13 protein-coding genes are annotated in these 14,688 nt (G+C 62.9%); 3 read left to right on the top strand and 10 right to left on the bottom strand.

Annotated features, from left to right (window positions below):
• The first annotated feature begins 266 nt into the window (after window positions 1-266).
• Window positions 267-629, top strand: coding sequence for a DUF1236 domain-containing protein (locus tag AC1RKJ_RS17310; RefSeq protein ID WP_492792147.1), 363 nt, complete (start codon window positions 267-269; stop codon window positions 627-629).
• 109 nt (window positions 630-738) lie between these two features.
• Here the strand turns inward: AC1RKJ_RS17310 and AC1RKJ_RS17305 are convergent, their stop codons facing one another.
• The 7 genes from AC1RKJ_RS17305 to AC1RKJ_RS17275 form a co-directional block, all read right to left on the bottom strand.
• The gene (locus tag AC1RKJ_RS17305) at window positions 739-1,857 is read right to left on the bottom strand and encodes a hypothetical protein (RefSeq protein WP_492792146.1); all 1,119 of its coding nucleotides are present in this window, start codon (window positions 1,855-1,857) and stop codon (window positions 739-741) included.
• 259 nt (window positions 1,858-2,116) lie between these two features.
• Window positions 2,117-4,201 (bottom strand): glycine--tRNA ligase subunit beta, encoded by a 2,085-nt coding sequence (gene glyS, locus AC1RKJ_RS17300; protein WP_492792145.1) that lies wholly within the window; start codon window positions 4,199-4,201, stop codon window positions 2,117-2,119.
• A 1-nt stretch (window position 4,202) separates the two neighbouring features.
• Window positions 4,203-5,135, bottom strand: a complete 933-nt coding sequence (locus AC1RKJ_RS17295) for a glycine--tRNA ligase subunit alpha (protein ID WP_492792144.1) — start codon at window positions 5,133-5,135, stop codon at window positions 4,203-4,205.
• Window positions 5,136-5,496: 361 nt separating this feature from the next.
• Window positions 5,497-5,679, bottom strand: coding sequence for a hypothetical protein (locus tag AC1RKJ_RS17290; RefSeq protein WP_492792143.1), 183 nt, complete (start codon window positions 5,677-5,679; stop codon window positions 5,497-5,499).
• Window positions 5,680-5,694: 15 nt separating this feature from the next.
• Complete coding sequence (locus AC1RKJ_RS17285; protein WP_492792142.1) at window positions 5,695-6,582, bottom strand: S49 family peptidase; 888 nt, start codon at window positions 6,580-6,582, stop codon at window positions 5,695-5,697.
• A gap of 375 nt (window positions 6,583-6,957) precedes the next feature.
• Window positions 6,958-7,743 (bottom strand): tRNA1(Val) (adenine(37)-N6)-methyltransferase, encoded by a 786-nt coding sequence (locus AC1RKJ_RS17280; RefSeq protein ID WP_492792141.1) that lies wholly within the window; start codon window positions 7,741-7,743, stop codon window positions 6,958-6,960.
• Entirely contained in the window at window positions 7,736-7,963 is a 228-nt protein-coding gene (locus tag AC1RKJ_RS17275; protein ID WP_492792140.1) for a putative signal transducing protein, read from the bottom strand. Before AC1RKJ_RS17275 ends, AC1RKJ_RS17280 begins: the two co-directional genes overlap by 8 nt.
• A 107-nt stretch (window positions 7,964-8,070) precedes the next feature.
• Between AC1RKJ_RS17275 and AC1RKJ_RS17270 the strand changes: the two genes are divergently transcribed.
• A complete protein-coding gene (locus AC1RKJ_RS17270; RefSeq protein WP_492792139.1) occupies window positions 8,071-9,081 on the top strand; it encodes a polyprenyl synthetase family protein in 1,011 nt (336 codons plus the stop codon).
• A 7-nt stretch (window positions 9,082-9,088) separates the two neighbouring features.
• On the opposite strand, the gene AC1RKJ_RS17265 is transcribed toward AC1RKJ_RS17270, so the two are convergent.
• The 3 genes from AC1RKJ_RS17265 to AC1RKJ_RS17255 form a co-directional block, all read right to left on the bottom strand.
• A complete protein-coding gene (locus AC1RKJ_RS17265) occupies window positions 9,089-9,973 on the bottom strand; it encodes a 4-(cytidine 5'-diphospho)-2-C-methyl-D-erythritol kinase (protein WP_492792138.1) in 885 nt (294 codons plus the stop codon).
• A 158-nt stretch (window positions 9,974-10,131) separates the two neighbouring features.
• Window positions 10,132-11,919 carry a tetratricopeptide repeat protein gene (locus AC1RKJ_RS17260; RefSeq protein ID WP_492792137.1) on the bottom strand — a complete coding sequence of 596 codons (1,788 nt, stop codon included), beginning with the start codon at window positions 11,917-11,919 and terminating at the stop codon, window positions 10,132-10,134.
• A 161-nt stretch (window positions 11,920-12,080) separates the two neighbouring features.
• Window positions 12,081-13,742, bottom strand: coding sequence for an electron transfer flavoprotein-ubiquinone oxidoreductase (locus tag AC1RKJ_RS17255; protein ID WP_492792136.1), 1,662 nt, complete (start codon window positions 13,740-13,742; stop codon window positions 12,081-12,083).
• Between the two features lie 117 nt (window positions 13,743-13,859).
• Between AC1RKJ_RS17255 and AC1RKJ_RS17250 the strand changes: the two genes are divergently transcribed.
• On the top strand, window positions 13,860-14,660 hold the full coding sequence (locus AC1RKJ_RS17250) for a uracil-DNA glycosylase (protein WP_492792135.1): 801 nt from the start codon (window positions 13,860-13,862) through the stop codon (window positions 14,658-14,660).
• Window positions 14,661-14,688 lie beyond the last annotated feature (28 nt).

Below are 14,688 nucleotides of genomic sequence, written 5' to 3'. Positions count from 1 at the left end.
AAACGCGAATCGCAAGAAAGTTATCCTCACGCCGCGCGCAGCAACAGCTAATGGCGCAAATGACCTGTTGGTTCCCGTTGGCGCGCGCCTGCCGCTTCATCGCCTGCATTCCCATGAAAATGCCCCGGTGAAATCACATTCGCGCAGGAACGACGAGCGGCGGCATGGATTGTCAATCCGGTCGATCGGCCGTTGCCGGTTTCCAAGCGTGGCCGCATGAGCGCATCAATGCGCGCGGTTCATGCTCCTCGCATAAGGAGAACACCATGCGTACTCCCCTTCTCGCTGCAGCGCTGCTGACAGCCGCCACGGCACTGCCGCTCGCAGCGCACGCTCAGCAGCGCATTATCGTTGAGGAAGGCGTCACGACGGGCCTCGTGGGTCCGGGTGTCGGCATCATCACCGAAGACGAGCGTCCGCGCTTTCGTCAGTACATCGTTCAGGAGCGCGTGCCGTCTTACGCCATCGAGGCTCCGGTGAGGGTCGGCACCGTGCTGCCCGAAGCAGGCGTGACCTATTACGACGTGCCGCAGCAATACGGCGCGACCAGCTATCGATACACCGTTGTCAACGACCGTCCGGTTCTGGTCGAGCCGCGCACCCGCCGCGTGATGCAGGTGATCGACTAGTTGATCGACCAGGCAGTTTCGTTTGTGCGGAACAGGCTCCCCTCCCGTTTTGCACAAGCGGCATGACCCCGCTCCGGCACTCCCGGGCGGGGTTTCTTTGATCCGATGCTTACGATCCCTTCAGGATCGACAGAATGTTGCTGGTGGTCTTGTAGCTCTGGACCAGGTTATCACGGAACGCAGGGCTCCATCCCGATGCCTGACGTTCCTCATCGCTCATCGCCGAATAGCTTTGCAGAATGCCAAGGCTCAGCTGGCTGGGATCGCCGCTCTGCTGGCTCTGCTTTAGCGACGTGAGGATGCTGGCGCGCGTGCGCGAATCCAGTTCCTTCTTGGCCGCATAACTCTCAAGATTTGAGAATTTCTGATCCTGATTGAGCGCGATCGCCGACAGCGAGCGGTTGTCGATCGACGCGAAGTCCACAAGCTGGCCGGTCTTGCGCCCCGGATCGAAAACCAGTTCCTTGCCGGCGGCGGCGGCCACGGCCGCCTGCGCGTCGAGCGTGGCGCGCGCGCCGGTGGCGACATCCGCGAAACTTGCTGTCGATGTCGTGGGCGCCGAGCCGTCCGGATATTGCTTGAAGTAGGCGGCGACCGGATCGCCGGAAATGCCGGACGGCGCCATATCCGGTTTTTGCTTGGCGGCGTCGAAACCCTTCAGCACGGCGGCGCGCTGCGCAGCCCACGTCGCCGTGGCCTTTTCCTCATTGCTCGCGCCATCGAGATAATCCAGCGCGGCCTTGTAGACGACGGTGTAGTTCCTGGTCATCGACGTCGCCGCGGCAGCAGGCGCAAGCGCCGTGTCGAAGCGATTCTGCAACTCGCCGAAAGCGACTGTTTGCTCGTCGGGCGTGAACTTGCCGCCGCTGTTGGTGGCGATCGCAAACAGCGCGCGGCGATCCAGAGATGCCAGATCAATCGTGGTCTTGCCGTCGGCGCCGATCGGGCTGGTGACTTTTGCGTCGGCGTAAAGCTTGTCGAGCGTTACGCGCGCATCATTGGCGACGGTCGTGAAATCCGGAATCGCCGCATCGCTGGCGAGCCTGGCTTTCGCGGCATCCGACAGCGTGAGATTGGTTGCCGCGTTCGGATCGTATGAATTGCTGCTACTGCCTGCGTCCGCCGCGTTGAGCGCATCGGCCAACGACGGCTGCGCGGCGGCAGCCGCACGCGCATAGGCGGAGCCGTATTGGGCGTAAGGATTGGTGCCGGGATTGATCGACGTCATGGGTCGTCCGCCGTTAGCCGCTGTTAACGAAGGTTACCGGAACCTTTCAGAACATGGTTAACGGAAGGTAAACTTCTGCAAGCGTGCATCCAGCCCGCTGCTGTTTCACCTCGCCCCGCTTGCGGGGAGAGGTCGGAGCCGAAGTGCAACGAAGGCTCCGGGTGAGGGGCCAATCTGCGGTCGCGAGACGAAGTTCGCCCTCACCCCAACCCTCTCCCCGCACGCGGGGCGAGGGAGCGCATCGGAAACGCTCTCGCGCTTAATCCTGAATCTTCGAGAAATCCGCCACCGCGCGGGTTGCTTCTCGGATTTCGTTGAGCAGCTTCAGGCGGTTTTCGCGCACGGCCTTGTCGTCGTCGTTGACCTTCACCTTGTCGAAGAAGGCATCGACCGCCGGTCGCAGCTTGGCCATCGCGGTCATTGCCGATGCGAAGTCCTCCTTGGCGACGGCGGCACTGGCCTCGGTCTTCACCTGGGCGATCGCGCTGGCGAGCTTCTTCTCTTCATCGAGTTGATACAGCTTCGCATCGGGCGCGCCGTCGAACTTGCGCTTGTCCTTCTTCTCCTCGATGGCAAGGATGTTCGACGCGCGCTTGGTGCCTGCGAGCAGGTTCTTTCCGTCGTCGCTTTCCAAAAATTTGCCAAGCGCTTCGACACGGCGGACGACCATCAACAGATCATCCTGCCCGCCGAGCGCGAACACGGCGTCCACGAGATCATGGCGTGCGCCCTGTTCGCGTAACTGCGCTTTCAGGCGATCAGCGAAGAAGGTGAGCAGATCGTCGCCGTCATGCGGCTTTGCCGCTTTGGCGAAAGCAGCAAGCAATGGCACCCGGATTCCGTTATCGCTCACAAGGCGGATAACGCCGAGCGCCGCACGACGGAGTGCGAACGGGTCTTTCGATCCCGTCGGCTTCTCATCGATGGACCAGAAGCCAGTCAGAATGTCGAGTTTGTCCGCAAGCGCGACGGCAACCGAAACCGGATCGGTCGGCACGCGATCCGCAGGACCCTGCGGCTTGTAGTGATCTTCCGAGGCGCTCGCGACGGAGGCATCGGCGCCCTGCGCCAACGCGTAATACTTGCCCATCAGGCCCTGAAGTTCGGGGAACTCGCCGACAACTTCAGTCAGCAAGTCGGCCTTGGCGAGTTTCGCGGCGGCTTCCACCTTCTTCGGATCAGCCTTCACCAGCGGCGCGAGTTCGACCGCGAGCCGCGTGATGCGCGCGATGCGCTCGGCCTGCGTGCCGAGCTTTTCATGAAACACGATCTGGTCGAACTTCTTCAGCAAATCGTCCGGCGACTTGTCTTTCCAGCTCTTCAGATCGCTTTCATAGAAGAACTTGGCGTCGCTCAACCGCGCGCGGATAACGCGCTCGTTGCCCGCGACGATGGCCTTGCCGCCGTCGCTCGCTTCGATGTTCGCGGTCAGAATGAACTTGTTGGCGAGCTTGCCGGTCTTCGGATCGCGAACGACAAAGCACTTCTGGTTGTTGCGGATGGTGGCGCGGATCACCTCGCCGGGGATCGACAGAAATTCTTCGTCGAACGATCCCATCAGCACCACCGGCCATTCGACCAGGCCCGCCACTTCGTCGAGCAGCACCTGATCCTCGACAAGCTCAAACCCCTGCGCGAAGGCAAGGTTCTTCGCCTCGGTCAGGATGATGTTCTTGCGGCGCTCGGGATCGAGCACGACTTTCGCCGCTTCCAGCTTCGACACGTAATCGTCGAAGCGGCGCACGCTGAATTCGGCGGGCGCCATGAAGCGATGGCCGCGCGTGGTCTGTCCGGCTTCGATGCCGGCGATGTCGAACTTCACGACTTCGGGTTCTTCGGTCTCGATGCCGAAAGTGGCGATGATCGAATGCAGCGGCCGCACCCAGGTCAGCGCGCCGTTCTTCGCGGAGCGCTCGCCCCAGCGCATCTGCTTGGGCCAGGGGAACGTGCGGATGATCAGCGGAATCATCTCCGCGATCACATCGATGGCCGGACGGCCCGGCTTCTCGATCAGCGCGATATAGAAATCGCCCTTCGGGTCGCGCTGGATCTTCGCCTCATCCAGCGACTTGAGGCCGGTCGCCTTGAGAAAGCCCTGCACGGCCGCATCGGGCGCGCCCATCTTCGGGCCCTTGCGCTCCTGCTTGAGGTCGGGCTGGCGCACAGGAATGCCGTGCACGGTCAGCGCGAGGCGGCGCGGCGTCACGAACGCTTTCGCGCCCTCATAAACGAGACCTTCGGCGACCAGCTTGTCGGTCACCATGCGGCGCAGGTCTTCCGCCGCCTTCGCCTGCATGCGCGCGGGAATTTCTTCGGAGAACAGTTCGAGGAGAAGATCAGGCATCTTACGCCACCCTGCCCGCTTCGGTGTGCATCCATGCCTGGCCGCAGGCTTTCGCAAGCTCGCGCACGCGCAGGATGTAGCTCTGGCGCTCGGTGACCGAGATCACGCCGCGCGCATCGAGCAGATTGAACACGTGGCTCGCCTTGATGCACTGGTCGTAGGCCGGCAGCGCCATCAGGTGCGCCTCGCGCTTGCCATCCTGCCAGCCCGCCTCGAGATATTTCTTGCAAGCTTCTTCCGCCATCGAGAATTGCTTGAACAGCATGTCCGCGTCGGAGTGCTCGAAATTGTGCCGCGAGTATTCCTGCTCCGCTTGCAGGAACACGTCGCCATAGGTGACCTTCTCGTCACCGTCGCGGCCGTTGAAGTTGAGATCGTAAACGCGATCGACGCCCTGCACATACATCGCGAGGCGTTCGAGGCCGTAAGTGAGTTCGCCCGCCACCGGCGCGCATTCGACGCCCGCGACCTGCTGAAAGTAAGTGAACTGCGAGACTTCCATGCCGTCGCACCAGCATTCCCAGCCGAGGCCCCACGCGCCCAGCGTCGGGCTCTCCCAGTCGTCCTCGACGAAACGCACATCGTGCAGATGCAGATCGACACCGATGGCTTCGAGCGACTTGAGATAGAGACCCTGAATGTCCGGCGGCGACGGCTTCAGGATCACCTGAAACTGATAGTAGTGCTGCAGGCGGTTCGGGTTCTCGCCGTAACGGCCGTCCTTCGGGCGGCGCGACGGCTGCACGTAAGCCGCGTTCCAGCGCTTCGGGCCGAGCGCGCGCAGCGTCGTCGCCGGATGGAACGTGCCCGCGCCCACTTCCATGTCGTAGGGCTGCAGGATGACGCAGCCATGGTCGGCCCAGTAACGCTGCAGCGTCAGGATCAGGCCCTGAAACGAGCGTTCGGGACGCATGTGCGGAGGCAGGGAATCCATCGGACGTCTTTGATCTTTGGCAGGGGGTGATTTGCGCGCGGACCGTATCGGCGCGGGCTAACGGAATCAAGGCGATAGCCTCAATTCCTGCCGGAATCGGCGCAATTTTAGCGGTCCCCCGAACGCCGGTTTAACCGCGCGAATGAACAGGCGCCCGCGCGTTCGTCTTTATTAGCAACCTCCCCTTAGCAAGGTCGCCATTGCAACCAACGGCCGGGTTTAACCGGCGGTGCTTTTGACGGGGATGGCAATGATTGTGTTTCAGGTTCTGCTTGCGGCCGCCGTGATGGCTGCGCTCTGCATCATGACCATCAACGACGTGCGCAGGCACGGCTGATCGTCTCGTACCCCGCTTTCGCGATCATGGCCTGTAGGTCCCGGTCTCGGGATCGCGGCGGAGTTTTGGAAGGCTCTCCTGCTCGGCGGGTTTGGCCTTGCGCGCATCGTCGAGTTCGCGATTGATGCGCTTGCCCTCGCGCACCGCGAAACGCACCAATGCCGCGCCACCCAGAATTCCGGCGGCAATCAGGATCAGCGGCGGCATCGTCGGTCTCCCGTTCTACAAACCGTAACGCGCCCAGACCGCGCGTTCTTCCAGCGTCGAAATCAGATCCTGTGAAAATCCCGTGAAGTCCAGCACGGACGATCCCGCGCCGGGCTTGCGGCCTGCAAGGCCCGACAGCAGTCCTGTCGGCGGCGCGATCACCGGCATCTGAACTTTCTCGCCGTATCGCGCGCGCAGCACGGTGCGCAAGTCGCCGATGGCATCGGCCAGACCGAGTTTCACCGCGCGCTCGCCCGCCCAGTATTCGCCGGTGAAAAGATAATCGCCTTCACCCTTGAGCCGCGCGCCGCGGCTGTCCTTCACCAGCGTGATGAAGGTGTCGTGGATCTCGCGCTGGATCGCCTTCAGCCGCGCGACATCCTCGGGGTTCTCCGGCAGGAACGGATCGAGCGTCGCCTTGTGATCGCCCGACGTATAGAGCCTGCGCTCGATACCGACCTTCTTGATCAGTTCGGTAAAACCGAACGTGCCGCCGACCACGCCGATCGAGCCGACGATAGACGACGGATCGCAGAAAATCTCATCGCCCGCGCACGCGATCATGTAGCCGCCGGATGCCGCCACATCCTCGACGAACACCAGCACGCGCAGTTTCTTCTCGGCGGCGAGCTGGCGGATGCGCTGATAGATCTGCCGCGACTGAACCGGCGAGCCGCCGGGCGAATTGATCACCAGCGCGACCGCTTTTGCGCCCTTGGTTGCGAAGGCGCGCTCCAGCGTCCGGGACACGCCGGACAGCGACATACCCGGCCGCAGCGGCGTCACCGCGCCGATCACACCAGACAAACGCACCACGGGCACCACCGCCCCGCCGCGCCATCGCGCCGGCAGCAGATTTCTCAATCTCGCGCCAAAGTGATCTCTGCCGTCATTCTCGGCCATGGAAAGCCCTTCATGTTCACGGTTTATTATTCGGTAACTGGCATCAGGAGCCATCAGCACATTCGACAATCGTTAAGCACGTCGTTTGTGCCGAAATTCCGTCTAAATATCTGATCGGACGGGATTTCCTTGAATTCTCCGGTTATTCGCCGGAGCGCGGCAAAACTGGAACGCACTTTGCTTTGCAACAATCACAACGGTTGCAGCAGCGCAGCCCTAAAGGTGCAAAAATGAAGATTTACCTCCTGATCTTGCTGATTGGCGTTCTCCTGACGACCATCCACTTCACCCAGGTGCCCGAAAAGGGACCAAAATCGGTAACCCAATAAGCAGACTGCTGGCCCGCTGAGCATTCAGCGGTCGGCATTCAACAGTTTATGGCGCCTTCGCCAGCGGCAATGTGGCCTTTCCGCCCAGGATGGCCTGAGCTTCCGCTCCTGCTTCCCCATTCGCATCCAGAAGCACAAGGCCGGCGTGCAGCACCAGCGGCGCCCGTCCGCCTTTGACGGCGCTGACCAGCACACGGATCGCAGCCGCGCCGGGAGTGGGATGAACCGGCAGGATTTCGATGCTGCCGAATCCGCGTGCCAGCGCGGTCAACACCTCGGCCAGTCCATCCGCCCGCCAGATCAGCGTCAGCGTCCCGCCGGATTTCAGCACGCGCCGCGCGGCATGGGTCCATTTTTCCAGCGTGTCGGCAGCCGCCACATGCGCAACCGCCCGCGCGGGGTCCGGTGAGGGCCGATGCCGGCCCGCGTCGTGGAACGGCGGATTCATCAGCACCACATCGGCGCTGTCAGGACCAAGTCCAGACGCTGCGAAAGCATCGGCGCTCCCGGTGACATCGAGCATTGCGACATGCGCGTTGATGCCATTCACGTCAGCATTGGCGCGCGCCAGTGACGCAAGCGCCGCATCGATCTCAACGAGCACCAGATCGACATTGGCGACGCGGCGGGCCACGCTGAGCCCCGCGGCACCGACGCCAGCGCCGAATTCCACAACGCGATGTCCGGGCCGCGCGGGCGCGGCTGCCGCGAGCAAGATCGCGTCATGACCCGCGCGATGGCCGCGTACCGGCTGACGCAGCCGCAATTGCCCGCCGAGAAACAGATCGTCCGTGACGCCAGTTGCCGGGTTGGGGGCGGCGGGATCAGTCATTGTCTCGCAACTCATGGGCGAGGCCAGCATCGGAGAGCAGTTGCCGGGCTGCCATATTGTCGTCCTCGTGGACGAGGATGCGCCGGGGGAGAACGCCCAGCGATCCGTCCATGATGCTCATGTTATTATCGAGAACGAGATGATGGATATTGGCCCCGTCCAGCAATGCGCCGATCGCAGACACCAGCACCACATCGTTGGTCCGCACCAGTTCCTTCAAAGCAGCCGTCTCCCGCAGTTGGAAACGATCCGGGAGGCCCGTTCGTTGCTCTTGCCGCATCGCACGGCAGTTTCTATTGTGCCCCTAAATTCATCCGGAGACCGGACGTGGCGGTTATTGTACCCTTTGAGAGCCACTCGACGCCATCGATAGATCGGCTTGTCGAGCTTGTTGCGTCCGACATGGAGCGCGTCAACAGCACCATTTTGTCGCGAACCGGCTCGGAAGTCACGATGATCCCCGAGGTCGCCAATCACCTGATTTCGTCGGGCGGCAAGCGCCTGCGTCCGATGCTGACGCTGGCGATGGCCAACCTCACCGGCTACACGGGCGAAGGCCATATCAAGCTCGCCGCGGCGGTGGAGTTCATGCACACCGCGACGCTGCTGCATGACGACGTGGTGGACGAAAGCGAACTGCGGCGCGGCAAGCTCTCCGCGCGCATGCTGTGGGGCAACGAGGCCAGCGTGCTGGTCGGCGACTTCCTGCTCGGGCAGGCATTCCGGATGATGGTCGAAGTCGGCTCGCTGCGCGCGCTCGACATCCTGTCGTCGGCGGCCGCCACCATCGCCGAGGGCGAGGTAATGCAACTCGCGGCGGCGAAAAACACCGCCACCACCGAGGACGAATATCTCGCCGTGATCCGCGGCAAGACGGCTGAGCTGTTCGCCGCGGCCTGTGAAGTCGGCCCGGTGATCGCCAACCGCCCGAAGGCCGAACAGACCGCCTGCCGCTCGGTCGGCATGAATCTCGGCATCGCGTTCCAGCTCGTCGATGACGTGCTGGATTACGGCGGCAAGGCCGCCAAGCTCGGCAAGAACCTCGGCGACGATTTCCGCGAAGGCAAGATCACGCTGCCGGTGGTGCTCGCGTTCCGCCGCGGCAACGACGTCGAGCGCGCATTCTGGATCCGCACGCTGGAGAAGGGCGAGATCGCGGACGGTGACCTCGATCACGCCATCGGCCTCATGACCAAGCATCGCACGCTCGAAGACGCGATGAACCGCGCCCAGCATTATGGCGCCATGGCCGTCGATGCGCTGGCGCTGTTTCCGTCATCGCCGATGAAGACCGCGCTCGAGCAGGTCGTTGCGTTCTGCCTCGCGCGCTCGCACTAGCTTCTTTTCAGCTCAGCACGCCGGCATGAACCCACCAGCCGGGGTGGGCTTGCGAAATGGCTTTCGCTGCCTGGCCCGCATCGCCGATGGTCTGGAAGATCGCAAAGCACGTCGCGCCCGAACCGGACATGCGCGCGAGCCGCACGCCCTCCGTCGCACGCAGCGCTTCCAGCACATCACCAATGATCGGTTCGACTTTCAGCGCCGGCCGCTCCAGATCGTTGGTGCCTCTTCCAATCGCATCGAGCCACGCATCGAATGACGCACCGTCCGCCGGCCAGCCGGGCGACAGCATCACGTCGCCCGCGCCCGCAAGAAATTCGCCCTTGCCGAGCCCGAGAGCCGCGAACACATCCTTGGTCGCGACGCCGACGCGCGGATTGACCATCACGCATGGCATCGACGGCACGTCGAGCATCGACAGATTTTCGCCCACGCCGGTCATGGTGCAGGCCTTCGAAGCGAGACACACCGGAATGTCTGCGCCGGTTTCGCGCGCGACATCGACAATGCGCTGATCATCGCTTGCAATGCCGTTCGCCTGCGCCAGCAGCCGCAAGGCCGCCGCTGCGTCCGCCGAACCACCGCCGATGCCGGCCGCGACTGGCAGATGCTTGTCCAGCGTGAAGTGTCCAAGCGTCAGGCCGGGAATGCGCTCGCCGAGCAGCCGCGCCGCGCGAATGACCAGATTGTCGGCAGTATCTCCACAGGCCTCTGCTCCGGGACCGCCGGTCGAAAGATCGAGTTGCGGACCGGGCGTCAGCGTCAGCGTGTCCGCGCAGTCGGCGAACACCACGAGGCTTTCGATGTCATGATAACCGTCGGCGCGGCGGCCGAGAACGCGCAAAGTCAGGTTGACCTTGGCGCGGGCGGTTTCGGTCAGAAGGGTCATCGAGTTTCCGCCATTCCAGGCAACGACATATCGCGCACAGACCCAGCCTGCGCGCGCTCAGGAAGCTCAATGGTTATTGAGGAAGATGGATTGCCGGGTCAAGCCCGGCAATGACATGGAGGGACGCCGATCGTTGACGGCCGAAAGAACGGCCTGGATCAGCCGCCCCGGCCGTCTTCTTTCTTCTTCTCGGCGGCTGCCGCGTTGGACGTATCCTCCGGCAGGCCGTCACGCAGCTTGGCCTCGATCTTCGGCAGCTCTTCCGCCTCGGGCTTGAGATCGCGCGCATGAGCCCACTGGAATTTCGCCTCCAGCGTCCGCCCGACGCGCCAGTAGGCGTCGCCGAGATGGTCGTTGATCGTCGGATCTTCCGGCTTGAGATCGATCGCGCGCTCGAGATTCTTCACGGCGTTCTCGTAGTCGGCGATGCGATAGTAAGCCCAGCCAAGCGAATCCACGATGTAACCGTCGTCCGGCCGCTGCTCGACCGCGCGGCGGATCATCTTCATGGCTTCATCGAGATTGATGCCCTGATCGATCCACGAATAGCCGAGATAGTTGAGAACGTGCGGCTGCTCGGGCTGCATCTCGAGCGCCTTCTTGAGATCGGCCTCGGCCTTCGACCACTGCTTCGAGCGCTCGCCGCAAATGCCGCGGAAGTAATAGAACACCCAGTTCGGCTTCTCCGTTCCGGCCTGGACCTCGATGCCCTTGCCGTAGGTCTCGCTGCAATCCTCGAATTTCTTGCGCGCACGCTCGATGTTGCCGAGCGCCATGATCGCCTCAAGGTCCTTCGGATCGTCGGCAACGACGGCTTTCAGAATCTTGATGCCTTCATCGGTGCGATCGACGGCGTCAAGATCGGTCGCAAGCTGGATCTGTGCGTTGCGCTTGAGCGGCGACGTCGCGGGGACGCGCTCATACACCTTGATCGCCATCTGCGGCTTCTTCACGGATTCATAGAGATCCGCCAGCGAAAGCAGCGCAAGGGAATGGTTCGGGTTGAGGTAAAGCGCGAGCTGAAGATAGACCAGCGCGAGATCCTCACCGCCGCGGCGCGTAAGCGACGCGCCGATGCCGTAGAGCGCCTCGGCCGCGCCCTGCTGCGGCGTTTCCGCCAGCGGCGACAGTTTCTTGCCGGCCTTGGTTTCGCGGATGCCTTCCACCACCAGCGGATGGCGCGCGAGCTTCTTGTCGAAACCCTCATAGATGGCGGTCGCAGCCGCCGCGTCCTTGTTGCGCGACAGCCAGCGCGCATAGGCGTCCGACACCCGCAACGCAGAATCGTCAAGCTTGTAGGCGCGCTCGAAGCGAACGCCCGCGTCCTTCTGCTTGTTGGCAAGCTCAAGGATCATGCCGGTGTGGAGATCCTTGAAGATCGGATACCATTCCGGTCCCGCGAGCTTGTCGATATTGGCGACCGCCGCCTGCGTGTTGCCTGCGCCGTAGCTCGCCCATCCCGACAACAGCGTCGCAACCAGATCGGTGATCGGTCCGCGGATCGACTGATTGATGTTCTGCTGGGCGGCGGCGTACTGCTTCTGCCGCAGCGAGCGCACGCCCGCGACCAGTCGCGCGACGCGATTGTTCTTGTCGATGGTCAGAATGCGATCGGCGAGCTTCACGGCCTCGTCGATGTCGCCATCGGCGAGCGACGCGATGAAGGCGCGGTCGAGCAGTTCGTTGTTCTTCGGATCGGAGCGCAGCGCCGCGCGGTAGAATGCAGCGGCTGCGGTAGCGTCGCGGTCGACGCTGGCGTGACGCGCGGCGAGATAGCTGCCGGACACGGTCAGACCGATCAGATCACGCGAGGTCGGGAACGTTGCCTGCTTGGCGTCTTCGCTGGCGCTGGTGCGGGTTTGCGCGGCGAGCGGACCGGCATAGGCCAGCACCGACGTCAGAGCGAGTGTGGCAACGGCCACGCGACTGAAACGACCTTGGAACATCACGCTCGCCGGCTCCATGATTGGGGTGTGCGACCGGTCAGGCCAGCAGCATCGGGACAATGGCTCTTTTGGCTGTCATCCGCAAGGATTCGAGCCGTCAAACGACGAGCCCAGCCAGTGTGGCGCAATCGTGACGATCCGCCATCCTCGCGCAATCGTGCTTACATTGACTGATAATTAGGCCCGCCGCCGCCCTCGGGCGGAACCCATGTAATATTACCGTTCGGGTCTTTCACGTCGCAGGTTTTGCAGTGGACGCAGTTCTGGGCGTTGATCTGGAAACGCGGCCCGGACGATTCCTCGACCCATTCGTAAACGCCTGCGGGGCAGTAGCGGTTCGAAGGACCGGCGAAGACATCGTGTTCGGACGTCTTTTGCAGGTTCATGTCCGCCACCTTGAGATGGATCGGCTGATCCTCCTCATGGTTGGTGTTGGACAGGAAGACCGACGACAACTTGTCGAAGGTCAGCTTGCCGTCCGGCTTCGGGCCGGAAATCGGCGCATGCGCCTTGGCAGGATCCAGCGTCTTGCGGTCAGGCTTGGCGTGCGACAGCGTGCCGAACAGCGAGAAGCCGAACAGCGTGTTGGTCCACATGTCGATACCGCCAAGGCCGACGCCAACGATGGTGCCGAACTTCGACCACAGCGGCTTGACGTTACGGACCTTGAACAGGTCCTTGCCGACCGCCGAATCGCGCCAGCCGTTTTCGTATTCGACGATTTCATCGTTGGCGCGCCCAGCCGCGAGCGCCGCCGCGACATGTTCGGCCGCCTGCATCCCGGTGCCCATCGCGTTGTGGACGCCCTTGATGCGCGGCACGTTGACGAAACCGGCCGCGCAGCCGATCAGCGCGCCGCCCTTGAAGGTCAGGCGCGGCACCGACTGGTAGCCGCCTTCGGTGATCGCGCGCGCGCCATAGGCGATACGCTTGGCACCCTCGAAGACGCCGCTGATCTTCGGATGGGTCTTGAAGCGCTGGAATTCATCGAACGGCGAAAGGTAAGGATCGTCGTAGTTCAGATGCACGACGAAACCGACGGCGACGAGGTTCTCGTTGTAGTGATAAAGGAACGATCCGCCGCCGGTGGACATGTTCAGCGGCCAGCCGAAGGAATGCTGGATCAGCCCCTTCTTGTGTTTCGCCGGATCGATCTGCCAGACCTCCTTGAGGCCGATGCCGAACTTCGACGGCTCAGAATCCTTGTCGAGCGCGAACTTCGCGATCAGCTGCTTGGTGAGAGAACCGCGCGCACCTTCCGCGAACAGCGTGTACTTGCCGAGCAATTCCATGCCGCGCGTGTAGGACGCCTTGTGCGAACCGTCGCGCGCCACGCCCATGTCGCCGGTGGCGATGCCGCGCACCTCGCCATTTTCACCGTAGAGCACCTCGACCGCGGCGAAGCCGGGATAGATTTCAACGCCGAGCGCTTCCGCGCGCGGGCCGAGCCAGCGGCACACGTCGCCGAGCGAGCCGATGAAGCAATGATGGTTGTTCATCAGCGGCGGCATCATGAAGTTTGGCAGCTTGATCGCGGAGCTACCCGTCATCCAGAAGAACTGGTCGTCCTTCACCTGCGTCTTCAGCGGACAGTCGGCGTCCTCGCGCCAGTCCGGGATCAGCTTGTCGAGCGAGACCGGATCGATCACCGCGCCCGACAGAATATGCGCGCCGACTTCCGAACCCTTCTCGACCACGACAACCGTCAGTTCCGGGTTGATCTGCTTCAGCCGGATGGCGGCCGCCAGACCCGATGGCCCTGCTCCGACGATCACAACGTCGAATTCCATGGAATCGCGCGGCGGAAGCGGCTCGGTGCTCATGATGTCATCTCGAAATGGCGTTTCAGAATGTTTCTAAGCATGGTTCTTCCCGATTTTCAGCGCAAGAACAACCCCGTTTCGCTGCAGCGCGATCCGGCCTAGATTGACGCCGTGCCGATGTCAGAACCCACGCCCACAGCCCGCGAACTTCTCGCCTTCTATCTGGAGGCCGGGGTCGATTGCGCGTTGTCGGATACCCCTGTCGACCGCCTTTCGGAAGAGCCGGCGGCCGAGGAAAAGCCGGCAGCCAAGCCCGCACTGTTCCGCACTGCGAACCCTGTTCCTCCGCCGATTCCTGCCGGGCCTGTGCCCGCGCCGGACGCCGCGATCATGTCGGCGCGTGAGATTGCGCCCCAGGCTGCATCGCTTGCGGAACTGCGCGCGTTGCTCGAACGCTTCGACGGCTGCGCGCTGAAATCGACCGCGACGCGGCTGGTGTTCGCCGACGGCAACCCGGAAGCGAAAATCATGTTCGTCGGCGAAGCGCCAGGACGCGACGAGGATCTGGAAGGACTGCCGTTCGTCGGCCGCTCCGGCAAGCTGCTCGACCTGATGATGGCTGCCATCGGTCTCAACCGCAGCAACGCCTATATCGCCAACATCATCCCGTGGCGGCCGCCGGGCAATCGCGATCCATCGCCGCAGGAAACGCAGATCTGCCTGCCCTTCATTCGGCGGCAGATCGAACTCGTCGATCCCGATGTGCTGGTGTGTCTCGGCAAGCCGTCGTCACAGGCCGTGCTCGATCTCAAGGACGGCATCATGAAAACCCGCGGCCGATGGTTCGACTACGACACCGGCAAGCGAACGATCAAGGCGATGGCGACATTCCATCCGGCGTATCTGTTGCGGCAGCCGAGCTACAAGCGCCTGACATGGCAGGACCTGCGCGCGGTGCAAAAAGCGCTTCAGGGCTGACGGCGCTGACGCTCGTCTAACCTTCCTC

This window comes from Afipia sp. GW822-FHT04G07, from assembly GCF_058800765.1.
The sequence above is the reverse complement of the archived record's forward strand: the minus strand, read 5'-3'. Positions and strand labels throughout refer to the sequence as shown.